Source organism: Streptosporangium sp. NPDC000239 (assembly GCF_040300765.1).
In the GTDB taxonomy this organism is placed as follows: domain Bacteria; phylum Actinomycetota; class Actinomycetes; order Streptosporangiales; family Streptosporangiaceae; genus Streptosporangium.
On the sequence record NZ_JBEPEI010000003.1, the window covers coordinates 230,353 to 251,856 of the forward strand.

At 70.5% G+C, this 21,504-nt stretch carries 20 protein-coding genes and 1 tRNA gene; 8 read left to right on the forward strand and 13 right to left on the reverse strand.

The features are described 5' to 3' along the window. Positions 1–17 precede the first annotated feature (17 nt). Complete coding sequence (locus ABT340_RS10260) at positions 18–614, forward strand: nucleotidyltransferase family protein (RefSeq protein ID WP_352010379.1); 597 nt, start codon at positions 18–20, stop codon at positions 612–614. A gap of 174 nt (positions 615–788) precedes the next feature. Here ABT340_RS10260 and ABT340_RS10265 read toward each other — a convergent pair whose 3' ends face one another. Continuing rightward, on the reverse strand, positions 789–1,157 hold the full coding sequence (locus tag ABT340_RS10265) for a PRC-barrel domain-containing protein (protein ID WP_352010380.1): 369 nt from the start codon (positions 1,155–1,157) through the stop codon (positions 789–791). Between the two features lie 222 nt (positions 1,158–1,379). Between ABT340_RS10265 and ABT340_RS10270 the strand changes: the two genes are divergently transcribed. Together ABT340_RS10270 and ABT340_RS10275 are read left to right on the forward strand one after the other, a co-directional pair. Continuing rightward, positions 1,380–1,453: transfer RNA gene (locus tag ABT340_RS10270), tRNA-Lys, on the forward strand. 75 nt (positions 1,454–1,528) lie between these two features. Continuing rightward, positions 1,529–2,053 carry a GNAT family N-acetyltransferase gene (locus ABT340_RS10275; protein WP_352010381.1) on the forward strand — a complete coding sequence of 175 codons (525 nt, stop codon included), beginning with the start codon at positions 1,529–1,531 and terminating at the stop codon, positions 2,051–2,053. A 9-nt stretch (positions 2,054–2,062) separates the two neighbouring features. On the opposite strand, the gene ABT340_RS10280 is transcribed toward ABT340_RS10275, so the two are convergent. The 4 genes from ABT340_RS10280 to ABT340_RS10295 form a co-directional block, all read right to left on the reverse strand. Next, positions 2,063–2,398 carry a hypothetical protein gene (locus ABT340_RS10280; RefSeq protein ID WP_352010382.1) on the reverse strand — a complete coding sequence of 112 codons (336 nt, stop codon included), beginning with the start codon at positions 2,396–2,398 and terminating at the stop codon, positions 2,063–2,065. 184 nt (positions 2,399–2,582) lie between these two features. Continuing rightward, positions 2,583–3,185 carry a hypothetical protein gene (locus tag ABT340_RS10285; protein ID WP_352010383.1) on the reverse strand — a complete coding sequence of 201 codons (603 nt, stop codon included), beginning with the start codon at positions 3,183–3,185 and terminating at the stop codon, positions 2,583–2,585. 4 nt (positions 3,186–3,189) lie between these two features. Beyond that, the gene (locus tag ABT340_RS10290) at positions 3,190–3,504 is read right to left on the reverse strand and encodes a hypothetical protein (RefSeq protein WP_352010384.1); all 315 of its coding nucleotides are present in this window, start codon (positions 3,502–3,504) and stop codon (positions 3,190–3,192) included. 35 nt (positions 3,505–3,539) lie between these two features. Beyond that, positions 3,540–4,817: a glycosyltransferase family 2 protein gene (locus ABT340_RS10295; protein WP_352010385.1), complete on the reverse strand. Its 1,278-nt coding sequence runs from the start codon at positions 4,815–4,817 to the stop codon at positions 3,540–3,542. Positions 4,818–5,742: 925 nt separating this feature from the next. Between ABT340_RS10295 and ABT340_RS10300 the strand changes: the two genes are divergently transcribed. After that, positions 5,743–6,729 carry a hypothetical protein gene (locus ABT340_RS10300; RefSeq protein ID WP_352010386.1) on the forward strand — a complete coding sequence of 329 codons (987 nt, stop codon included), beginning with the start codon at positions 5,743–5,745 and terminating at the stop codon, positions 6,727–6,729. 314 nt (positions 6,730–7,043) lie between these two features. Then, complete coding sequence (locus tag ABT340_RS10305; protein ID WP_352010387.1) at positions 7,044–7,262, forward strand: DUF2277 domain-containing protein; 219 nt, start codon at positions 7,044–7,046, stop codon at positions 7,260–7,262. A gap of 12 nt (positions 7,263–7,274) precedes the next feature. Here the strand turns inward: ABT340_RS10305 and ABT340_RS10310 are convergent, their stop codons facing one another. After that, positions 7,275–9,185, reverse strand: coding sequence for a CASTOR/POLLUX-related putative ion channel (locus tag ABT340_RS10310; protein ID WP_352010388.1), 1,911 nt, complete (start codon positions 9,183–9,185; stop codon positions 7,275–7,277). Positions 9,186–9,335: 150 nt separating this feature from the next. Next, entirely contained in the window at positions 9,336–9,707 is a 372-nt protein-coding gene (locus tag ABT340_RS10315; protein WP_352010389.1) for a hypothetical protein, read from the reverse strand. Positions 9,708–9,965: 258 nt separating this feature from the next. Here ABT340_RS10315 and ABT340_RS10320 point away from each other — a divergent pair, with 258 nt between their 5' ends. Next, complete coding sequence (locus ABT340_RS10320; RefSeq protein WP_352010390.1) at positions 9,966–10,343, forward strand: STAS domain-containing protein; 378 nt, start codon at positions 9,966–9,968, stop codon at positions 10,341–10,343. A gap of 264 nt (positions 10,344–10,607) precedes the next feature. Next, entirely contained in the window at positions 10,608–11,702 is a 1,095-nt protein-coding gene (locus ABT340_RS10325) for a hypothetical protein (RefSeq protein ID WP_352010391.1), read from the forward strand. Between the two features lie 20 nt (positions 11,703–11,722). Here ABT340_RS10325 and lpdA read toward each other — a convergent pair whose 3' ends face one another. Continuing rightward, the gene (lpdA, locus tag ABT340_RS10330) at positions 11,723–13,123 is read right to left on the reverse strand and encodes a dihydrolipoyl dehydrogenase (RefSeq protein ID WP_352010392.1); all 1,401 of its coding nucleotides are present in this window, start codon (positions 13,121–13,123) and stop codon (positions 11,723–11,725) included. 34 nt (positions 13,124–13,157) lie between these two features. After that, positions 13,158–13,811, reverse strand: coding sequence for a hypothetical protein (locus ABT340_RS10335; protein WP_352010393.1), 654 nt, complete (start codon positions 13,809–13,811; stop codon positions 13,158–13,160). 728 nt (positions 13,812–14,539) lie between these two features. Between ABT340_RS10335 and ABT340_RS10340 the strand changes: the two genes are divergently transcribed. Next, positions 14,540–15,727: an amidohydrolase family protein gene (locus tag ABT340_RS10340; RefSeq protein WP_352010394.1), complete on the forward strand. Its 1,188-nt coding sequence runs from the start codon at positions 14,540–14,542 to the stop codon at positions 15,725–15,727. Here ABT340_RS10340 and ABT340_RS10345 read toward each other — a convergent pair. Genes ABT340_RS10345 through ABT340_RS10360 form a run of 4 tightly spaced genes read right to left on the reverse strand, consistent with a single transcriptional unit; the run spans position 15,711 to position 21,338 of the window. Beyond that, positions 15,711–16,970, reverse strand: coding sequence for an NAD(P)/FAD-dependent oxidoreductase (locus tag ABT340_RS10345; protein WP_352010395.1), 1,260 nt, complete (start codon positions 16,968–16,970; stop codon positions 15,711–15,713). The two genes, ABT340_RS10340 and ABT340_RS10345, sit on opposite strands and share 17 nt — an antisense overlap. Further along, positions 16,967–18,352: an NAD(P)/FAD-dependent oxidoreductase gene (locus ABT340_RS10350; RefSeq protein WP_352010396.1), complete on the reverse strand. Its 1,386-nt coding sequence runs from the start codon at positions 18,350–18,352 to the stop codon at positions 16,967–16,969. Before ABT340_RS10350 ends, ABT340_RS10345 begins: the two co-directional genes overlap by 4 nt. Continuing rightward, positions 18,349–19,791 (reverse strand): FGGY family carbohydrate kinase, encoded by a 1,443-nt coding sequence (locus ABT340_RS10355; RefSeq protein ID WP_352010397.1) that lies wholly within the window; start codon positions 19,789–19,791, stop codon positions 18,349–18,351. Before ABT340_RS10355 ends, ABT340_RS10350 begins: the two co-directional genes overlap by 4 nt. After that, positions 19,788–21,338, reverse strand: a complete 1,551-nt coding sequence (locus ABT340_RS10360; protein ID WP_352010398.1) for an amino acid permease — start codon at positions 21,336–21,338, stop codon at positions 19,788–19,790. Before ABT340_RS10360 ends, ABT340_RS10355 begins: the two co-directional genes overlap by 4 nt. Positions 21,339–21,504 lie beyond the last annotated feature (166 nt).

Genomic DNA, 21,504 nt, shown 5'->3' on the forward strand with positions numbered 1-21,504 from the left:
TGGGGTACCCGGGGGATATGGGAAGTCACGGCCACGAGGTGACCGACGCCATCCTGGAAACGCTGAAGCGAGCCAGCAGCGGTCTCAAGGACGCGGGCGTCAGGTTCGCGCTGGCGGGGGGATGCGCCGCCTACGCGCGTGGCGCCGCTCCCTCGTTGCACGACGTGGATTTCGTCCTGCCCCAGCAGGATGTGCCCGCCGCTCTGGAGGCCCTGGGAGGCCTGGGGTTCGAGACGGCCAAGCCCCCGGAGGACTGGCTGGTCAAGGCCTATGACGAGGGCAGGCTGGTGGATCTGATCTTCAGCGTCTGCGACCACCCCGTCACCTCCCGGCTGCTGGAGCGCGCGGAGCCGATGAAGGCCTCCGCCGTGATCGTGCCCGTCCTTGAGGCGACCGACCTGGTCATCACCTGGCTGCTTCCGCTGTCGGAGCACGGCTGTGACTACGGTTCGCTGCTGCCCCAGGTCAGGGCGTTGCGCGAGCAGGTCGACTGGGGACGTGTGGCGGCCGTCACAGGAGACTCGCCGTACGCGCTCACCTTCCTGACCCTCCTGGAACGGCTCGGCGTACTGGAGGGTCCCGTCAGCCCGGCGGGAGACCCCTCCTGGCCCTGACCTTCGGGGTTCCTGGAGACCGGTTTCTGAGGACGGCTCTTTCTGGGGACGGCTCTTTCTGAGGACGGCTCCCGAGGCGTTCTCAGAAGGCCGGGATCGGTCACCGCCCCCGGAACGCGGCGAGGGCCCCGCCTCGAAGCGGGGCCCTCGCCGTGCGTGACGTCGCGGAAGGGGTCAGTAGACGCCCGTCCCGCCGTAGGGGAAGCGGCCGTAGTACTCACCGACCGTGTCGCGGTAGACCGGCTCCTTGAAGTTCGCCTCGTCGAACTCGGGAGCGTTCTTGATCTCTTCCTTGGTGCGCGAGACGTGGACCCGGCGCTCCTGAGGGTCGATCCGGGTCACCGTACCGGCGGGAAGCAGGACCTTCTTCCCGAAGATCCACGGTCCGGTGTCGACGACGATGTAGCTCTCACCGACCTCGTAGGTCGCCTCGTCGACCGAGCCGATCTTCCCGTCGGTGGCCTCCACGTGATAGCCCGCGATGTCGAGACTCTGGTTGACGTCGTAGGCGTCAGCGCGATAGCTCCACAGTTCAGGCTGCATGTTTCTCTCCTTTGGTGTGGTTCGTCGGCCTCCTCCCGCTACCCCGGCTGAGATCTCCAAACGGTCACGACCCCCACGCATTCCACGATCAAGGCCATGGCCTGGGGCTGAGCGACGAAAAATTATGAAATGGCTGTCATCTCATGGCATGGGATGACAGTTGGGTTGTGTCGCTCCGTGTCCCAAGCACGGTCTCTCGTCCGGTAGTCTTGTCGAAGCCAAGCGCCGCTAGCTCAGTTGGTTAGAGCAGCTGACTCTTAATCAGCGGGTCCGGGGTTCGAGTCCCTGGCGGCGCACAGCGGAGGAAACCCCAGGTCGGCACGCCCGGCCTGGGGTTTTCTCGTCCGGTGACCACCGAGGGGGGACCGCCCGTGGAGCTCCGGCCCGTCGTCGAGGCCGATCTGGACGCCTTCGACCTGGCCTTCCAGAGCGAGGAGGGGGCGACGCCGTACCAGTGGTTCGGGTTCACCCCGACGGTCGCACTGCGGGAGGCCCTGCGCACCCGCGGACTCCTGGCCGGGGCGGACAACATGCTCGCCGTCACCGTGAACGGCGAGCTGGCCGGGCGGGTCGAGTGGCTGGAGCGCCGCTGGGGGCGCCGCGACACCTCGCTGTGCTGGGAGATCGCCATCGGCCTGCTGCCGTCCTGGCGGGGGCGCGGCATCGGGACCCTGGCCCAGCGCGAGCTCGTCCGCTACCTGTTCACCCACACCAGGGTCGAGCGCGTCCAGGCGACGACCGACCCGGAGAACCTGGCCGAGATCCGCTGCCTGGAGAAGATCGGCTTCCAGCAGGAGGGCCGCGTACGGCGAGCCCAGTGGCGAGGCGGCCGCTGGCACGACCAACTCCTCTTCTCCCTCCTCCGCGAGGAGTTCTCCCAGGCCGCCGACACCTGAGACACCAGATCACGCGGAGGAAAGCCCGGCCTCGTCAATTCGCCTGAGCAGGCTCGACTTACCTCGATGCCGCTGCCTGAGCAGGGCGAGACATTCACCGAAGGCGTTGAGGTCGCCCTCGCGGTCGGCCAGGGCCCACAGGTCACGCAGCAGCGCGACGGCCTGGCCGTACTCGCGGGACTTTCCGGTGCTGACGAGCGACTCCACCCGTGTCCACGCCCCGTCCGGATCTCCGGCGAGTTCGTTCAGACGGCGTTCCCGATCCAGTGCCTCCTGCCGCTCCCGTCGGGCGCGTTCCCGTTCCCGGCGGAGCCGCTCCTTCCGCAGCCGCTCATCTCTGCGCACGGAGGCGGCGTCCTCCAGCTCGCCGGCCGTAAGCACCGGTTGTTCGGCGACCGTCACCTGGCTGTGGAAGTCCCGCAGCAGCTCCGCACGGACATGGACGGCCTCACCGGTGACGACCCTCAGTAACAGCGCGTCCTTGCGGCGCCCAGAGATGGCGCCGATCCAGGAGGCAAGGGCGGCCCGATCAAGCTGTACGGCCCCGCCCCACCTCGGCCGCGACGGCCAGCAGGTCGTCGTCCACTCGCAGGAAGTCGGCCAGCGCCCGCTGGGCGGCGGTCAACGATCCCAACCCTGGCGGCACGGGCGGCGCGGACCCCTTCTCCCCGTCCCTCACAGCCGACAGCCAGGCGAGGTAGAGCGGACGAAGGTCGCCGGCGGCCAGTTCCGCGCGGACCCCGACGATCGCCGGCAATGAGCTCTCGATGTCATCCTCCCAGTCCTCCTCTTCCTCCTCGCTGGCCAGTTCCAGGATCACGTGCTCTCCCGAAGTCCAGGAGTCGACCCGGTCCTCGACGGAGTAACGCCCGGCCACGACGGGATCCAGCAGCCTCAGGGGGAGGCGGAGCATCAAACGGTGGGTCCCCCAGTTGGACAGATACAGGTGGGCGTCGAAGTAGCGCTCCATCATCGTCCGCGGGCTGCCCTTGAAGTCTCCCCACTCGTACTCGTTGACGAAGCCGGTCGCGGTGATCCTGGCCCGGGTGGACAGGGCGCGGATCTCCGCCTGTTGCCCGGCGGTGAGCGGCCGGTCGATGGCGACGAACTCGTAGTACTGGTACTCGCTCACCCGTTCACCCCGCCCAGCGGCGGAACGCCTCGATCCACTCGGCTCCGGCCGGAGGCGGATCGGGTAGCGGCAGGTCAAGGACGCCGATCGCCTGGCGGTGTCTCCCACGCTCGCAGACGGCGGCGATACCGGTCCCGACCAGCAGGGTGATCCTTGTGACGGTGACGGGGGCGCCCAGGACGTCTGTCTCGAACGGCAGCGCGAGGTTGTCCTCGATCATCACGTGGAACCCGGAGAGCTGCTCGTTCTCACCGTAGGCGTCCACGGTCGCCTCGGCGATCAGCTCGTCAAGACGGTCGTCGTCCGAATGCGAGGCCACAGCGGTCACGATAGCGTCCGGACACCGAGAGTTCCTCAGACCGGCAGGCTTCGCCAGGGTGGGGTGGGCAGGCTGGGCTCGTACTCGGCGTCCCACAGGTGCGCGAGCACCAGCATCCCGACCTGCAGGTCACCCGCGTCCAGCATCGGCAGATGCTTGCGCATGATCTGCTGGACCGGCCGGTGACGAACCTGTTCCTCCAGGGAGGAGTGGAACTGCTCGGCGTCCCCCTGGGAGCGGTGGGCGACGATCGGCAGGACGTCGGTCAGGTGCCCCGCCCGGTACAGCGCGATCTGGATCTCCCAGTCCTCGGACGCGGGGAAGCGCCGGTCGTATCCGCCGACCCCCTGTAACACCTCCTTGCGGTACATGCCCGTCGCCCTGCCGTGCGTGTGCATGAACAGGCTCAGCTCAGGGATGAACCCGGCGGGGGCGTAGGTGCTGTGGAGCAGGCCGGTGTACTGGGTGTAACCGACGACGTAGGCCAGGTCGGGATTGCCGTCGAGCGCCCTGCGCGCCGCGTCGAGGAAACCAGGCCTGATCGTGTCGTCGGCGTCGAGCGGCACCACGTAGTCGCCGCGGCCGTGCCGGATCCCGGCGTTGCGGGCGGCGCTGAGTCCCTGACCCTCCTGGCTGACCTTGACCACGCCGTTCAGCCCGTCGAACAACCTGTTCGTCGCCAGGTCCGCAGAACCGTCGTTCACCACCACGATCTCGGCCTCCGGCAGGTCGCGGCGGACCGAGGCGACGGCCTCGTGAACCCGCTGTTCGTGGTCGAACAGTGGGATGACCACGGAGACACGTCCCCGGGGAGCGTCCCCGGTTCGCAGGACGGTCCCGGCGTACCGGCGTACGTATCCGGCGGCCCAGCGGGCGAAGACCTCCGAGGGCGTCCCCGCGACGGTCCCGGTGAGCGGCTCCAGGTCGACCGTCTCGATCGTGGCGTCCTGGAACAGCCCCAGGAGCCTGCGGGCCCGCACGACCGTCAGGGCCAGCGCGGCGCAGCCGACGAAGGTCAGCGTGACGGGTTGCGACTGCCAGTCGTGGGCGAGCAGGGTCTCGAAGACGCGGTCGGCGTCGGCCTGCTCCCGGCACAGGTAACGGTGGCCGGGGTTGGGGTCGACAAGCTCGGCGATCCGCACCCCGGGGTCGATCCCGACGGTGTCCGGAATCAGCCACGGGTCGAGCAGCAGGCGGAGCCGTCTGCCCGCCGCCGCCCGCCGGTTGGCCAGCCGTACGGCCCTGCGCACGCCGGACAGCCCGGCGGCGCCGGTCGAGCACACGATGACCTGGAGAGGTTCACCGCCGGGCATGACGCCTCCCCGGTGCGCTCCCCGCAGGACGCGACCGGTCGTTCTCCGGCCCCGTGTCGCCGATGGACACGGCCGCCCCCCGGCGACCGCCTCCGCCCGGAAAACGCTCAGGAAACTCCAAGGAACGTCCCCGAACCTCCGGGGAGCGACTCGTCCCGCGAGAAACCTGTTTTCCCGGCGGCCCCGGCCTTCTTCCAGTGCCTTTGTCGTCTCGGCTGAACCGAGTTTCCCCCACACCGGCCTCCCACGCCTGGTCGTCTAAGGGAATGAAGCCCCGAAGCACAGTCGAACGCAGTCTTGCAGCACGCTCGCCAAAGCGGAAGTGTTCGGTGTCAGGCCTTTCATCTTCGGCGCTCCAGGCATCCGGCGGGCGGGGCCGGGCACCCCTCGCGGATCTCGCCATTCGGCGTATTCACCGAGCGGCAACGCTGTGAACTGGGAATTCTCCGGGCATCCAAAGCCGCTTCCCGGAGCGGAAGCGGACAGGGCACGTCCTGTCACCGAGAGAAAGCAGGAATGGTGGAAAGTTCTCACCGGTGCCGTACGGTGCTTCCCGTATGAATTTCGCCCGGCCTTTTCCCGCCTTTCTCCGCCTGGGCGGGGGAACTTCCCGACAACCGCCGACGCCGTACGGCCGGGTCTGGACCGGTGTTCAAACGAAGCGGCCGCAGGGCATTTCGGAGGACCGTGACCGGACGCGGTCGCGGGCATTCTCGCGACGCGTCGTCACCGCTTTGCGCGGAGAAAGCCCAGGGGAGACCGCGCTCCGGCCGGAGATCCCCTGGTTCCCACCCGTCACCTGCGGCCCACGAGTAGTCTGTCCGTGACCATTCGCGTACTCTCCGTGTCCATTGTGCGGCGGTGCGCCGACCCGTCGCAGGAAACGGCCAAGCAGGCCGTCGGGCCCAGCCGAGGGAGGCTGCGCGTGAGAATCGAAGGCTCCGCGGTGCTCACCACCACGCCGGGAGAGGCGCTGAGCGACGAGGCGATCGACCACGTCCTGCACGCCCTGACCGAGGCGGCCTGTCAGGTCGAGGCCGACTACGTGGCGGCCGTGCGGCTCAGGCAGGAGCTGTACGAGAGCGACGAGCGTGGTTCGCGGCTGCGCGCCACCCAGACGTGGCCCCCGGCGGGTCTCAGGATCGACCCGCTTGAGTCACTGGGCGCCCGGCGGACGCTCCTCGCCGAGGAGACGGCGGAGAAACTGGAGGACGCGGTGACCGTCTTCGCCGCGTGGTACGCCGACGTGGCCGCCTGCGCCGTGGTCGCCCAGCTGGTCGGGACGGGCCTGACCCCCGTCCGCGTCGCGGCGGCCGACCCCTACACCCACATGGACGAACGGCAGCTGGCGCTGCTGCCCGCCATCTCCGAGACGGACCGTGAGCTCGCCGAACTGGCCGTGTGGATGGACGAGGGCCTGACCGACGTACGGCCGGGCGACCGCGGTCCGGCACCGGTCGGCGGTCGTGACTTCGCCGCGGAGCTGGGCATGGTCGTCCGGCGAACCCCCGACGGCAGGCCCGTGCTCGTCCAGGACGGGTGGACGGAGGCACGACGGCGGCGTCTGTGGGGCCGGATGTGGCTCGACCACCAGATGCCCCTCCTGCCGCCCACCGGCGAGCTCGTCCACGCCCTGGACAGGGCCGGAGCCGCCCCCGGCACGGTCGGGGAGATCAGGCAGGCCTCCCAGGCCGTGGACGCGGCCCTCGGCGCCAGGATGCGCGCCCACGAACTGAACGCGCGGATGGAGTCCGTGCCCCTGGGGGAGGGGCTGGCCGACAGCGTCGCCGAACTCGACGCCGAGGCGGTGCTGCTGTGGAGACAGGCCGACGAGCTTCCCCACCTGCTCATCGCCTACGCCCGGGTCCTGACCGGCAACCTCCCCCGGCTACGCCTGCTCAGGCGAGCCTAGGGCTCGAAGCCCGGATCAGCGCCTCACCGGCCTTTCGCCGCCCAAGCCGCGTTCCGGCTTCATAAGAGACGCCTGCGTCGCCTCCCGGGTTCTGGGAGAGGATCAGCGAGGTCCGGCCGCCCGATGTGCTGGACGAAGAACCGTTCGACATATGCTCGGTGCTTTCCTGACGGGGGGAACCGGAGGCAGCGGCGGACCGAACCGTTCGCGATCCACCCTGCCGGTCTCTCGCCAGGGGACGGGTTCGGGACGGGGAGCGGCGGGGCCGCTTGGGCTCCCCGGTTCTGTCGGTGCGGTGGAATATGGTCCATGGCATGTGCCGGAGCATCAAAACCCTTCGGGAGCCCTACGCCAGTGACGTGACCGACGAGGACGTGCGGGCAGCCGCGCTCCAGTACGTCCGCAAGGTCTCCGGGTTCCGATCCCCGTCCGCCCGTAACGCCGAGGCCTTCGACAGGGCGGTCGAGGCCGTCGCCGCCGCGACGCAGGCCCTTCTCGAAGACCTGCAACTGGGGCGTCTTCCTCGAACCTGACTCCGTCGTGCGTCAGGTGATCTCGTGGTTCAGCGTCTCCAGGTGTTCCACGTCCGTGCGCAGGTCGTCCTTCCTCGCGGAGGCGCGCCCGGAGAGCACGATCACCGCGTCGTCGGCTTCGAAGACGACCTTCCTGCTCTTCGGCGGGTTCAGGACGACGCCGCCGTCGCCGCGAGCCGTACGGTCTCCTCGGTAGCCGATCGCGATCTCGCCGTACGCACGGGCGGCGGCGACCACGGTGGCGTAGTCGACCGGGACCGACAGCCGCACGTAGTCACCCGCGGGCCTGAGAGAGACCTCCTGGCCCCCGGCGGCGAACAGGTCGGTGAACACGTCGTGGCGCCGGGGATGCTCGGCGATCTGGATCATCAGCAGGCCGGTCACCCGGGTGGGAACGATCAGGTCGTCGACCTCGGTGACCTCGGCCAGACGCCGGTCGCACTCCCTGGCCATCTCCGTCACCAGGCTGTGCCGCCAGCCGTTGCTCCTGGTCATCTCCCTGACGTGCAGAAGGGTCAGGAGCGTGCGCGAGTCGGCGACGTGTGCGCCGAGCCGGTCGTCGGCCAGGATCAGGACGTGGTCGTAGGTCCCGACGCCCAGCGCCTCAAGGGTGCCGTAACGGGTGATGTCACCACTCTCGTGGGCGAGGGTCACGTTGGCCAGGGATCCCGCGAGGGCGTCCATCCGCGAGGCCATCCGGGAGTCGTGCGCGACGACCCTCACCTGTGACCCCGGCGGCATGCGGCGGTCGAACTCGGTCACGATCGCGGCGCCGCGGCCGTTCCAGCCGAGGATCAGGACGCGGTGCGCCGTTGGGGTGTGCTCCCCGGAGGCGATGATCTCGTGGCTGTCGGGCTCGGCCGAGGTGCGGAACTGCTTGGCGCCGCCGTCGCCCATGATCAGGACAAGCCGGTCGTTCGCGTCGATCCGGGTCTCCCCGGAGGGGTTGAGCATGATCCGGCCCCGGCGCTCCAGGCCGATGAGGGAGCCGTTCTCCAGGGCGGGCAGGGCGTCACCGAAGTTCTCTCCGACGAGGTCGCAGGGCTGCCGGAAGCAGATCTCGCTTCCTCCCGACCCGAGCAGGTCGCCGTAGACCACCGACAGGCCGGGGTTCAGGCAGCTCTGGACCACGACGCGGGCGGAGATCTCGTCGACGTCGACGATCAGGGCGCCGCTCCCGCCCGCCAGCCGGGCGGCGACCAGGTTGTCCGGGTCACGGACGCCGGCGACCAGCTGCACCCTCGGCCGGACCCCGGCGGCGTCGAGCGCGAGCAGGCTCTTGATGGTCCTGGCGTCGGAGTCGGTGTCCTCGGAACCGAGCACGATGACCGCCCGTGCCCGCTCCGGGCTGACGATGGCCACGTCCGCCGGATCCGTCGGGTTGCCCGTACGGCACACGACACGCAGGTTGCGCAGCGCGGCCCTGCCCCCGATGGCCTCCTCCATGGCGGTCCGGTCCATGTCGGCGAGGATCGCCACGCAGGTCGTCCCGCCTCTGCCCTCGCCCGCGGCGGCCAGCTCGGACAGGATCAGGAAGACCTGCTCCGACCAGCCGAGCACCACGGTGTGGCCGCGCTCGACCACCGGCGAGCGGCCCTTGCGGAGTCCGGCCAGCCTGCGGTCGAGCCCCGTCTTGACGAGGCCGACGAGCGCGCTGAAGATCACGATTCCGGTCAAAGCGACCACCGGGGTGCCTCGGGGGAGTGGTGGCGGCCCCTCCTCGGGTGTCGCCGTCACCGGGGACAGTGTGCGTGTCAACCCCGACCAGAGCGCGAGGGGCAGGTCGGTGGCGTCCGGGACCAGGACGACGAGGGCCGTCGCCCCGGCGACCGAGACGGCGAGCGCCACGAGGACGAGCAGGCCGAGCACGGCCCAGCCTCCCCGGATGACGAGGTTGTCGAAGCGGTAGCGCAGACGCCTCACGACGAACCCTCCGTTGTCTGACGTTAAGTTACTTGGCAGACACCGAAAGTGATTATGGCCTGTCGTCGGTGGAGGGGGAAGGCGGGGAAGAGCCTGGGGCTCCCGCCGGACCGCCGGTGCTTCGGGGCCGGCGGTCCGGCGGGAGGGCGATCAGCTGACGTTGGCGCAGATCACGTAGACGCTGATGCCGACGTCGCTGTAGCCGTCCTGACGGCCGATGCCGTACCAGCCGGCGCCGTCCTCGGTCGGGAAGGAGCCGACGAGGATCGCGCGGTTGCCCTGGGCCTCCGCGCCGCCGCCGATGGCGTGCTTGCCCGCCGGGCACCTGACCGCGCGCCGGGTGAAGTTGGGCACGTTGGCGTTGGGCAGCTTGACGATCTGGTAGCCGGTGAAGTCGGCGGCCGTGGAGGAGGCCGTGACGGGCGTGGTGCCCGCCGTGGCCGGGAGGGCGGTCGCCGCCGTCAGGCCCGCGCAGCCGACGAGGGCGGCGAGGGCGACGGTCGTGAGCGTGTTGAGTCGCATGCTTTCTCCTGTGACGGATGGTGCTACTGCGGTCACGAGAAGTAAACAATCCGCTACGTATGGTGTCCAGCCTGGGTTTTGTGGCTCGGGGGCCACATGTGTCGCCTTCCTGGGCTCCACGTCGTGCCACGTCATACCACGTCGTCTCTGGGCGTTACGTACATGTCTCCCATGGGCCGCCCGGCTGTGCGAGGGTGGGGGTATACCGTGTGATCGGGCCGGGCCGCGTCACCGGTGCCGGGAGGGGCAGGGGTGGGTGTGAGCAGGCAGCTGGTCGTCCGTGTCACCCACCACGAGGAGGCGCGCTGCGCCGTGCTCACCGTCGAGGGCGACATCGACCGGACGTCGAGCCCGCTGCTGCGAGAGGCCATCAGGGGGCTGGTCCAGGAGAGTCGTCCCAGGATCGTCCTCGACGCGGGAGGCATCACCTTCTGTGACTCGAACGGCCTGCGCACCCTTCTCGGCGGGATGGCCATGACCTGCGAGGCGGGCGGGTGGATGCGCCTGGCGGGTGTGCGCGGCCCCTTCGAGCGGCTGCTGCGGATGACCGACCTCTACGGCTTCTTCGCCGTCGACTCCGACGTGGTCGGCGCGCTGCGGCAGGCATCCGAGGGGAGCGCCCCGAACCCGGAGTGAGGGGTTGACGGGGCCGGCGCGAGCCGTACTATGACGTAGGGTAATCGTCGATTGACGCACCGTTTCCGGATGTGGGCGCCTCCGGTCGTCCATGGCGTTTCGCCGGTCTCCGGGATGAGAGGCCGCTCCGCTCGCGGGTCGTCGAGAGCCCGAAGAACGCTCAACCAGGTGTCTCCCCGGCTCTGCCATGCCGCCTCACGCCGCCCCATGTCACGGCCGCGGTCATGCCTGGCCGTACGTCCCCCTCGGCCGATGGAGAGCGGTATGCGTCGGTTGCGAAAGGTCGTCACGTCGATCCTCTGCGTCCTCGGCGTGCTCACAGGTGACCTCACCGTCCCCGCGGCGGGAGCGGGAACGGCTGTTCCCGACCGCTGGGGGTTCGCCTTCGTCGACACGCCGAACGGCGTCCCCACCCTCGCCCGCCAGGCGGGAAGCTGGCTGCCCGGCCCGGTCGTCTCGATCCTCACTCCGGCCGGAGGCCCGACGTACGTCAGGTTCCCTCGGCTGGCGACCACGGGCGGCGTCGCGCACGTCACGGCCGTCTCCCCCCGCCCCGAGTGGTGCCAGGTCCTGTGGTGGGGCCCCTCGGGCGCCGACCTGCTCGTGGCCGTACGGTGCCACCGGTACGGCGGCGCCCCGGTGACCGTCCCGTTCACCGTCCTGTTCGAGGAGAGCGTCCCGCAGGTGGAGGTCGTGGACGGGAAGGCTTTCGGCTACGTCCACCACGACGGCGTGGCGGTCGTCTCACGCGCCAACTCCGCGGCGGGTGAGAACACCGTCACCGCCGGGCCTGCGGGCACCTGGGACGTCCTCATGCCCGGCCTCGGCACGGCGCGGAGGACGGGCGGCCTGCAGGTGACCGCGGTCGATCCCGAGCGGCCCGCGCGCTGCAAGGTCGCCGCCTGGACGTCCACGGTGGCAGGGCAGAGCGTCCGGGTGCGCTGTCACGACGCGGCCGACACCCCCGTCGGCACCGGCTGGACGCTCACCTACCAGCGTGAGCGGGCCATCACCGGGGCGGCGCTCCCGTCGGAGAACTTCGCCTACACCTTCGACAACCTCCCGGACGACGCCGGGCCGTACTCCCCGCGGCCCGGCGGGATCAGCCACAACTCCCGCGGGGCCGTCAACACCGTGCGCTCCGCGGGAGCGGGGCTGCGTCTGGTGACGTTCCCGCAGGTCGGCGGGCTCCTCGACCACGTGCAGGTCACCGCGTACGGACCCGGCCCCGAATACTGCAACCTGCCGGCACCGTGGAACACCGGCGCGCTCGCGGTGACCGTCCGGGGCGTGGCCTGCTACAACGGTCTCGTCAGGACGGCCCAGGCCTTCATGGTCACCTACGCCTCCGCCGGGTAGGGACCGGTCCCCGGTGCCCCTCACATGTTGATCATGTGTCCGGCCAGGCCGTGGATCGCCTCCTTGACCGCCTCGCCGAGTGTGGGGTGGGCGTGCACGTTGCGGGCGACCTCGGTGACGGTCAGGTCCCACTTCTGGGCCAGCGTCAGCTCGGGAAGCAACTCGGTGACCTCGGGGCCGATCAGGTGGGCGCCGATCAGCTCGCCGTGCTCACCGTCGCTGATGATCTTCACGAAGCCGACCGCGTCCCCGAGGCCGTGGGCCTTGCCGTTGGCGCTGAAGGGGAACTTGGCCACCTGGACGTCGTAGCCGAGGTCATGGGCCTGTGCCTCGGTGTAGCCGAAGCTGGCGATCTGCGGCTGACAGTACGTCGCCCTGGGGATCATGACGTAGTCGAGCTCCATGGTCTCGGCGTCCGCGATGGTCTCGGCCGCGATGATCCCCATGGACTCGGCCGCGTGCGCGAGCATCAGCTTGGCGGTCACGTCGCCGATGGCGAAGATGTGCGGCACGTTCGTGCGGCAGCGCCCGTCCACGGCGATGGCGCCCCTGTCGGTCAGGGCGACCCCGGTGCGTTCGAGGCCGTAGCCCTCGACGCGGGCCTTGAAGCCGATGGCCTGCAGCACCTTGTCGGCTTCGAGGACCTCCTGCCGCCCGTCACGCGAGACGGTCACCCGCACCTTGTCGCCGGACTCGTCGATGGACTCCACCCGCGTCGAGGTCAGCACCTCGATGCCGAGCCGCCGGTAGTGACGTGCCAGCTCGGCGGAGACCTCCTCGTCCTCAAGCGGGACGAGCCGGTCGAGGAACTCGACGATCGTCACCTTGACGCCGTAGTTGTGCAGGACGTAGGCGAACTCGACGCCGATGGCGCCCGCCCCGGCGATGACCACGCTGCCGGGAAGTTCCTCGCTGAGGATCTGCTCCTCGTAGGTGACGACCCGGTCGGTGACCGACGTCCCCGGCAGCAGCCTCGTGGTGGCGCCCGCCGCGATGATGCAGTGGTCGAACGTCACCGTCTGCTCGCCGCCGTCGGCCCCGGTCACCCGCAGCGTGTTCGCGTCGGTGAACTCGCCCCGGCCCTCGTACTCGGTGATGCCGTTCTTCTTCATCAGGTAGTGCACGCCCTTGACGTGCCGGTCGGCGACCCTGCGGCTGCGCCTGAACGCCTCGCCGTAGTCGAAGGTGACCGTGCCCTCGACCCGGATGCCGAAGGTCTTGGCCTCGTGGTTGAACAGGTGGGCGAGTTCCGCGTTGCGCAGCAGCGCCTTCGACGGGATGCACCCCACGTTGAGGCACACCCCGCCCCAGTAACGTTCTTCGACGATCGCCGTGCTCAGGCCCAGCTGGGCGGCGCGGATCGCCGCCACGTACCCTCCGGGGCCCGCGCCGAGGACCACGACGTCATAGTGAGTGCTCATGGATCGGACACTATTGAACGGCGGGCCGCTCCGCTCACAGGGGGTGGCGTTCCCGTGAGGTGAGGGGGGCCGGTCGCCACCCTCGCCGGATTCCGCGCGCGGGTTCGCTTTTCAGGCGGTTCGCGATCTCGTCGTGTACCGGCCGGTAGGCCGCGGCGGCGGTCAGGGCGGCGGACTGGAAACGCCCTCGGGCCTCCCGCAACTCGGCGGCGATCCTGCGGCGCCCACCGGGCAGCAGCCGTACGGGGCGCAGCCTGGCCCGTTCGTGCTCGGTGCGCAGCGCGGCGCCCGCCTCGCGCAGGGTCGTCACGTACTCGACCGCGGCCTGCCGCCACCGCCGGACCTCCTCGCCGGTGCACGGCACCAGGTGGCCGGTGCCGCGGTGGTGCAACGTGTAGAGGGAGGACATGCCGGGCGGCATGGGGGCGCCCTCAAGACCGCAGCGGCTCACGCCGACCCGGCCCCCGACGGGGGCGGGCGGCTGCGCCTCGGCCCTGTTCTTCAGGCCGACGTCGTAGAAGTAGGGGTAGACGGCGTTGTCGCGACGGCAACGGCGCAGGCGGCGGTTACGGGCGTTCCTGGTACGGATGTCCGAGACCAGTTCGGACAGCGACGTGCCCTCGACGAGGATCACCATGCTCACGAGAGCGACGAACAGACCGAGCACGAGCAGAATGGTCTGGAGCATCGGAGCTTCCCTCCGGCGTTCGCGAGGATCGCGAACGCTTCGATGACTGGCTTTCCGGACAGTCACTTAAGCGTCAGATTCACGTGCTCGCACTATGGTCAGGCGATTACTCAAGCACGCCCCGTGCTTTCCCCGGCCATTATGCTTTTCCGGATTGTAGTCCCCGCCTCCCTTCATCACACAAGGACACCCTTGTTCGGATGTCGTGACATATCGCGCGGCCACGGATGGGCCTGGACGGGAGCCGCCGGGCGCGGGCCGGTTCACCCGGCCACCTACGCCTACACCCCGGTCTCGCCTTTCGTCCGGTCACGGGCCTACGCCCCGGCCCGCCTTTCGCCCGGCCACGCTTTCGTCCCGGCCAGGCAGGGGACATTCCCCGCCGCGAATCACCGGGTCTTTCACCGGGATGGGCGTCCCGGAATGCGGGTGGTTCCTCAGGCGGGCCCGTGACAACCGCTTCGGCGCCGTTTTCCCGTAACGGATGAGGCGGCGACGTCCTCGGCCACTTAAGGCAAGGACGCTTTCCGGATAACCGGCGGGGCTTCTTCACGGTGGGCCCTCCACAAAGGGAAACACATGGAGTCGCCACTCGCGGGCCGACGCCTTTCCTGGTACGGCGCACCCCTGTGCCCGCAGGTCGCCGGGGCGGGTTCTGGTATGACGACGGGGTCGGTGGGGAGACCACGGACACGACCGAAAGCCGCGAACCGCCACGGGAGCACGTCATGACCGGAGCATCCACCGTCCTCTCCGCCGAGTCCCTGGGACGGGACGTCGGGGCGGTCGCGCTGGTGGACCACCACGTGCACGGAGCCCTGGCCACGGACCTGTCCAGGCGGGGGTTCGAGGAGCTGATCACCGAGTCCGACCGGCCGACGCCGTCCTGGATGACCCAGTTCGACTCCCAGCTCGGCTTCGCCGTCCTGCGGCACTGCGCGCCCGTCCTCGGTCTCGAAGCGCACACCGACCCGGAGACCTACCTCGCCCGCCGTACCGAACTGGGCGTCGAGGAGGTCAACCGGCGGCTGCTGACCGCGAGCGGGGTGGGCCACTTCCTGGTGGAGACCGGCTACCGGGGCGAGGAACTCCTCGGCCCGGCCGGGATGACCGAGGCCACCGGACGCCCCGCCGAAGAGATCGTCCGCCTGGAGACGGTCGCCGAACACGTCGTGACCGAGGGGACCGACGCGGCCGGCTTCTCCGCCCGCTTCGAGGCGGCCCTGTGGGAGCGCAGCCGTACGGCACGCGGGGTGAAGACGGTCGTCGCCTACCGGCACGGTCTCGACGTGGACCCGGAGCCGCCGACCCTCGGCGAGGTGACGGCCGCGGCGGGCAGGTGGCTGCGGGAGGCCGAGCGGACGGGAAGAGTCCGTGTCGACGACCCGGTGCTGCTGCGCCACCTGATCTGGAAGGGGGTCGAGCGCGGCCTGCCGCTGCAGTTCCACACCGGCTACGGCGACCCCGACCTGGACCTGCGCCGCTGCGACCCGCTGCTGCTGCGCGGCCTCATCGAACGGGCGCAACCGAGCGGCGTCCCGCTGATGCTGCTGCACTGCTACCCGTTCCACCGCAACGCGGGCTTCCTCGCCCAGGTCTACCCGAACGTCTACTTCGACGTGGGGCTCGCCGTGAACCACACCGGGGCGCGCAGCGCGGCCGTCGTCGCGGAGAGCCTGGAACTCGCCCCCTTCGCCAAGATCCTCTTCTCCTCCGACGCCTGGGGACCCGCCGAACTGCACCACCTGGGCGCCCTGCTGTGGCGGAGCGCGATGACCCGCGTCCTGTCCGGCTTCGTCGCCGACGGGGAGTGGAGCAGGACGCAGGCCGTACGGGTGGCCACGATGATCGGCGCGGAGAACGCCCGCCGCGTCTACCGGCTGGAGGGGGAGCCGGGGGTCACGGTTCCGCGGTGACCAGCACCGGGCCGCCCCGCGGGTCCACGGCGGACAGCATGTCCGTAGGGACGCGGAACACCCGGCCCGGGGCCACCGGCCACCACACCCGCCTGCGCGCCACGACCCGGTCGCCCTGCCACAGCACCACGTGCGGGAGGCGGATGTGGCGATCACCCCACAGCAACAGCCGGCGCCGGGCGGGCACCGGGTCACCGGGACGCAGGATCTCCGGCGCGACCCACCGGAAGGGCTCCCCGGCCAGCAGCCGTACCCCCTCGCCGACCGGCCACGACCCGCCGTCCAGCCAGGTCGTGACGGGACGCGCCACATGGGCGCCGTCGATCGCCGCGACGTCGGCGGTGTCCACCGGGTGGAGCAGGTTGCCCACGGCGAACACACCCGGCCGGTCCGTGCGCAGCGCGCTGTCGACCAGCGGCCCCCGGGTGCCGGGGTCGATGGCGATCCCGGCGGCGCGTGCCAGCTCGTGGTCGGGAATCCAGTCACCGGTGAGGATGAGCGTGTCGCACTCGACGACCCGCCTGCGTCCCGTGTCGAGGTTCTCGATCTCGACCGCGCGCAGGTCAGGCCTGCCGATGATCCGGCTCACCCGGGTGCGGGTGGCGACCTCCGTCCCGAACAGCACCTTTCCCGGGCCGCTGAACACGGCGTAGGAGTCCGGCCTCGGATACTCGGTGGTCATCAGCACCGTACGGCAGCCCGCCTCCCGCAGCGTCAGTGCCGCCGACCAGCTGACCAGCTCCGCGCCCACGACGACGGCCCGCTCACCGACCCTGCCGTGCCTGAGATGGACGAGGTTCTGCAGGTGCCCGGTCGTGTAGACGCCACGGGGCCGGTCCCCGGGGATGAGCCGGGCCGGACGGGGACGTTCCCGGGCGCCGGTGGCCAGGATCACCGCCCCGGCCTCGACGAGGAGACGACCCTCGGGGCTGGTCACCTCGATCGCGCGCTCCCCGGCCCACCCGGTCACGGTGGCGTTCGTCCGGATCGTCGCCCCGGCCTCCTCCGCCTGCCGGACGAGCTTGCGGGCGTAGGCGGGGCCGCCCATGAAACGCCCCATGTCCCTGACGCCGTAGCCGGGGTGGTCGCTGTGGCGGGGGATGCCGCCGGCCGTACTCTCGCGGTCGAGGACCAGGACCTCACCGCCGACCCGGGGGGCGAGCACCCGCGCGGCGCTCAGCCCGGACGGCCCCGCGCCGACGACGACCACGTCCGGGGTGAGGGTGGTGACGGTGTCGCTCATCGGTCGGCCTCCAGCAGGTTTCCGATCTCGGCGCCGCAGAAGAACCCCTGGCAGCGCCCGTTCATCGCCCTCGTACGGCGCCGCAACCCCTCAAGCCCGGCGGGCGGGATCGGTGAGGTGAGGGCGTCACGGATCTCCCCCTCGGTCACCCGCTCGCAGAAACAGACCACCTTGCCGTAGGCGGGGTCGGCGGCGATCCGCTCGGCGTCCTGGTAGGGACGCAGGAAGGCCTCCCCGAGGTTGGGCATCCGGGGAGGTTCGGGCAGATCGGTCCTCGGCACGAGCGGCAGCCCGGCCTTGCCCGCCAGTTCGGTGACGTACCGGGCGATGGCCATGCCCGCGGTGAGCCCGGTCGAGCGGATACCGCCGACGAGGACGTAACGGTGCTCCGCGTCTGCCTCGATCAGATAGTCCTGGCGGTCGCTCGCCGCGCGCAGGCCCGCGTAGGTCGCGGTGACCTCCTCCCGCAGCAGCTCGGGCATGATCTTGCGCCCCTTCTCCAGCAGGAACTCAAGGCCCCGCTCCGAGGTCCCGGTGTCGGTCCGGTCGAGGAGGTCCTCGGCGGTCGGCCCGAGCAGGACGTTCCCGTAGACGGTCGGGCTGACCAGCACGCCCTTGCCGCGTGAGGACGGCACCGGCAGGATGATCCGGTCGGCCAGCGGGCGGGCGAGCTTGTCGTAGACCAGCAGCTCACCGCGGCGCGGCGTGACGGTGAAACGGTCGTAGCCGAACAGCCGGTCCACGACGTCGGCGCCGAGCCCGGCCGCGTTGACGACCCAGCGGGCGGTGACGTCCCCGCCCGAGGTGCGCAGCGTCGTCGACTCCCAGTGCTCCTCGACGGTCAGGACCCGGTGGTTCAGCAGCAGCGTCACCCCGCGCAGGACCGCCTCGGTGGCCAGCGCCAGATTGGTCGTCCAGGTGCAGACGATGGACTCGTCGGGCACGGTCAGCCCGCCGAGGGCCCCCTCACCCAGGTGCGGCGCCAGCCGGTAGACCTCCTCCGCGCCGACGATCTCCGTCTTGTCGTAGCCGTTGAGCTCGGCCTTCTCCTTCAGGCCCGGCAGCGCGTCGAGCTCCTCGGCGGTCCAGGCGACCAGCAGGGCCCCGGTGTGCTCGACCGGGATGCCCGTACGGGCCGCGTAGCCGGACAGGAGGTGATAGCCCTCGCGCACCAGACGGGATTCGAGGGTGCCGGGTTTGGCGTCGAAACCGGTGTGCAGGATCGCGGTGTTCGCCTTACTGGTGCCGTCGCCGACGTCGTCACGCGCTTCGAGCAGCGCCACACTCAGCTCGTGCCCCGCCAGCTCCCTGGCGATGGCGGAGCCGACGATGCCCGCTCCGATCACCGCCACGTCGAACGTGCCCACCCCCGTGGTGCTCACCGTTCCCCCTCCTGCTCCTGTCTCGTTGTGGTCGTCCGTACGGCCTCGTGCCAGCGGGCGCGGAACTCGGCCGCCCGCTCCGCCGGCCAGTGCGGCTCGTACGTCGTGGCCGGTTTCCACCCGCCGACCGCCTCCCGCAGCGGCAGGGCGGGGTCGAGCGCCGCGCGGGCCAGCGCGGCGGCGCCCAGCGGGGTCGCGTGCTCCGACGGGTAGACCTCGATCGTGACCTGTGCCAGATCGGCGACCGCCTGCATGAGCACCCGGCTGCGGGTGAGCCCGCCGTCCACCCTGAGCGCGCTCAGCGGCCGCCCGAGATCGGCGACGACGAGGTCGCCCAGCTCGGCGACCTGCGCCGCGACGCCCTGCAGTACGGCCAGCACCAGGTGCCCCCGGCCGGTGGAAAGCGTCATCCCGGTGAAGGAGGCCCTGGCGTCCGGCCGCCACCACGGGGCGGCGAGCCCGGCCAGCGCGGGGACGCACAGCACGCCCTCGCTGTCGTCGGCCGCCACGACGTCGAGGTCGGCCGCCGAGCCGATCATGCCCAGGTCCTGCAGCCACCGTACGGCCGAGGCCGCCGTGTAGACCTGCCCGTCGAAGCAGTAGGACGTCTCCCCCCTGACCCGCCAGGCGACGGAGGCGGCCAGGCCCGCCGTCGAACGCGTGGCCGAGGTGCCGGTGTTGGCCAGCAGGAACGCCCCGGTGCCGAAGGTGCACTTCGCCTCGCCCGCGGTGAGGCAGTTCTCGGCGAGCAACGCCGCCTGCTGGTCGACGACCAGCCCGCACACCGGCAGGTCCCCGCCGAACGCGGAGGTCGAGCCGACCACCTCGTCGTTGGCGGCGACCCGGGGCAGCCGCTCCCCGCCGAGCCCGAACAGTTCGAGCAGCCCGTCGTCCCAGTCCGCGTCGTCGAGCCGGGTGACCAGCGACCGGCTTGCCGTCGAGACGTCGGTGACGAACTCCCCGGTCAGCCGGTGCACCAGCCACGAGTCCGAGGTGGTGACCACACCCTCCCCGGTCACGTTCTCCCGCAGCCAGGCCATCTTGGGCGCGGAGAAGTACGGGTCCAGGACCAGCCCGGTGGCCTGCGCGACCCGGTCGGCGTGTTCGCGCAGCCGTACGCAGATCTCCTCGGAACGGCGGTCCTGCCACACGATCGCGGTGGACAGCGGCTCACCCGTCGTGGGGTCCCAGGCCAGTACGGTCTCACCCTGGTTGGCCAGCGCCACGGCGTCGACGGGGACACCGGCCTGCGCGACGGCCCGCCGCCCGGCCTCAAGGACCGAGTCGAGCAGTTCCCTCGGGTCCTGCTCGACCCCGCCACCCGGCAGGTAGACGGGGCGCACCGGGTGCTCGGCCAGGCCGAGCACCCTCCCCTCACCGTCGGTCACGACCGCCTTGGTCCCCGAGGTGCCCTGGTCTATCGCCAGTACGGTCGTCATCGCCGGTTCACGTCCCCCCGATCCTGGGAGACGTCGTGCCCGGCGGCGGCGTCGGCGTCCAGCTCGGCGTCGATGGAGCGCATCTCCGGCATGGCCAGGCCACGCGCCCCGCCCCTGGTGGCGAGCAGGTAGACCAGGTAGGCGGCGCCGATCACCAGCATGATCAGCACATAGGTCCACGGGTCGGCGAACGAGGCGTCGCGGAACAGCAGCAGCTCGAACACCAGCCAGACCACCGCGACCGTGACCACCGGGATCTCCCAGCGGCCCAGGTCGAAGCCCCTGCTGGGCGGCAGCGAACGACGCTTGACCACGTACAGGGCGACGGTCGAGGCGTAGATGATCGCGGGCAGCAGCGTCGCCGCGGCGAACAGCCCGAACAGCGCGTCCGTCCTGGTCGAGAAGATCGCCAGGATCAGCTGGCCGATGACGCACATGAGCACGGTCGCGTTCAGCGGCGTGCCGAACCTCGGCGAGATCTTCTGCCAGGCCTGCCAGCCGGGGAAGCGCTCGTCACGGGACATCGCCCAGACCAGGCGCACCCCGCTCATGAGGATCACCATGCCACAGGCGAAGATCGCGATGACCACCAGCACCAGCAGGGCCGTACCCACGACGGGGCCGAGGGTCCGGGTGATCACGTCCGCGATCGGCGTGTCCGACTTCGCCAGCTCGACCGGGTCCCCGGCGAGCAGGGTGACGGCGATGAGGAACAGGAAGCCCAGCACACCGGAGGCGAGGACCGCCTGCCACATGGCGCGGGGCACGACGCGGGCCGGGTCCTTGGTCTCCTCGGCCAGGTTGGCCGCCGACTCGAAGCCGACGATCGTGAACGCGCCAAGCAGGAAGCCCAGCATCCACGGGCCCGCCGAGGTGAGCGTGCCGAAGGACAGGTAGCCCTCGGCGGGGACGGCGCCGGTGCTGAAGAGGTTCGCGAAGTTGGCCTCCTTGGCGACGAACCCCACCCCGAGCAGCAGCAGGACCAGGGCGATCATGCCGGCCAGCTCGGCGGAGACGGCGAAGTTGTTGACCCGTTCGGTCCACTTCGTGGACAACCCGACCAGGAACGCCTGGGCGAGGATGACCACCCCGGTGATCACCCACGCGTTCAGCGCCGTCCCCTGGTAGTTCAGCAGCGCCGGAAGCACGGTCGAGGCGATGGTGTAGTCGACCGCGACCACCACGATCGCCAGGAACGTGAACGAGATCCAGCCGATGATCCAGCCCAGGACGGGATTGGCCAGGCGGGAGGTCCACTGGTAGGAGTAGCCGGTCACCGGGATGCGCGCGGCCAGGGAACCGAAGATGAACGCGACCGCGAGCTGACCGACGATCACGATCGGCCAGGTCCAGATGCCCGCGGGCCCTGAACTGTTCAGCACGGAGCCGTAGGTGGTGAAGATTCCCGTGGCGATCGAGACGAAGGCGAAGGCGACCGCGAACGACGCGAAACGCCCGGTTCCTCGCTTCATCGCCTGCTTGTAGCCGAACTCCTCGACGCTCGCCGTGGCCTGATCCGGGGACTCGTGTGGTGAATACTGGGGCATGGGTCCCAACTCCTGTGTTTCCTGTCAGATGGTGCATCGGCTGGGGATCCGAGCCGGGTGGCGTTGCCGCGCCTCCCGGCTCCTCGAACTCTCCGGCTCCTTGGTTTTTTGAGGCTTCGGGCCCTTTGGGGCCTTCGTTCTGGGGCCCGGCTTTCTGGGTCTGGCC

What these genes read in the sequence shown, in the direction of transcription:
- ABT340_RS10260 (WP_352010379.1), top strand. Translation starts at nt 18, where the DNA reads ATGGGAAGTCACGGCCACGAGGTGACCGACGCCATCCTGGAAACGCTG.
- ABT340_RS10265 (WP_352010380.1), bottom strand. Translation starts at nt 1,157, where the DNA reads ATGCAGCCTGAACTGTGGAGCTATCGCGCTGACGCCTACGACGTCAAC.
- ABT340_RS10295 (WP_352010385.1), bottom strand. Translation starts at nt 4,817, where the DNA reads ATGCCCGGCGGTGAACCTCTCCAGGTCATCGTGTGCTCGACCGGCGCC.
- ABT340_RS10305 (WP_352010387.1), top strand. Translation starts at nt 7,044, where the DNA reads ATGTGCCGGAGCATCAAAACCCTTCGGGAGCCCTACGCCAGTGACGTG.
- ABT340_RS10315 (WP_352010389.1), bottom strand. Translation starts at nt 9,707, where the DNA reads ATGCGACTCAACACGCTCACGACCGTCGCCCTCGCCGCCCTCGTCGGC.
- ABT340_RS10325 (WP_352010391.1), top strand. Translation starts at nt 10,608, where the DNA reads ATGCGTCGGTTGCGAAAGGTCGTCACGTCGATCCTCTGCGTCCTCGGC.
- lpdA (WP_352010392.1), bottom strand. Translation starts at nt 13,123, where the DNA reads ATGAGCACTCACTATGACGTCGTGGTCCTCGGCGCGGGCCCCGGAGGG.
- ABT340_RS10335 (WP_352010393.1), bottom strand. Translation starts at nt 13,811, where the DNA reads ATGCTCCAGACCATTCTGCTCGTGCTCGGTCTGTTCGTCGCTCTCGTG.
- ABT340_RS10340 (WP_352010394.1), top strand. Translation starts at nt 14,540, where the DNA reads ATGACCGGAGCATCCACCGTCCTCTCCGCCGAGTCCCTGGGACGGGAC.
- ABT340_RS10345 (WP_352010395.1), bottom strand. Translation starts at nt 16,970, where the DNA reads ATGAGCGACACCGTCACCACCCTCACCCCGGACGTGGTCGTCGTCGGC.
- ABT340_RS10355 (WP_352010397.1), bottom strand. Translation starts at nt 19,791, where the DNA reads ATGACGACCGTACTGGCGATAGACCAGGGCACCTCGGGGACCAAGGCG.
- ABT340_RS10360 (WP_352010398.1), bottom strand. Translation starts at nt 21,338, where the DNA reads ATGCCCCAGTATTCACCACACGAGTCCCCGGATCAGGCCACGGCGAGC.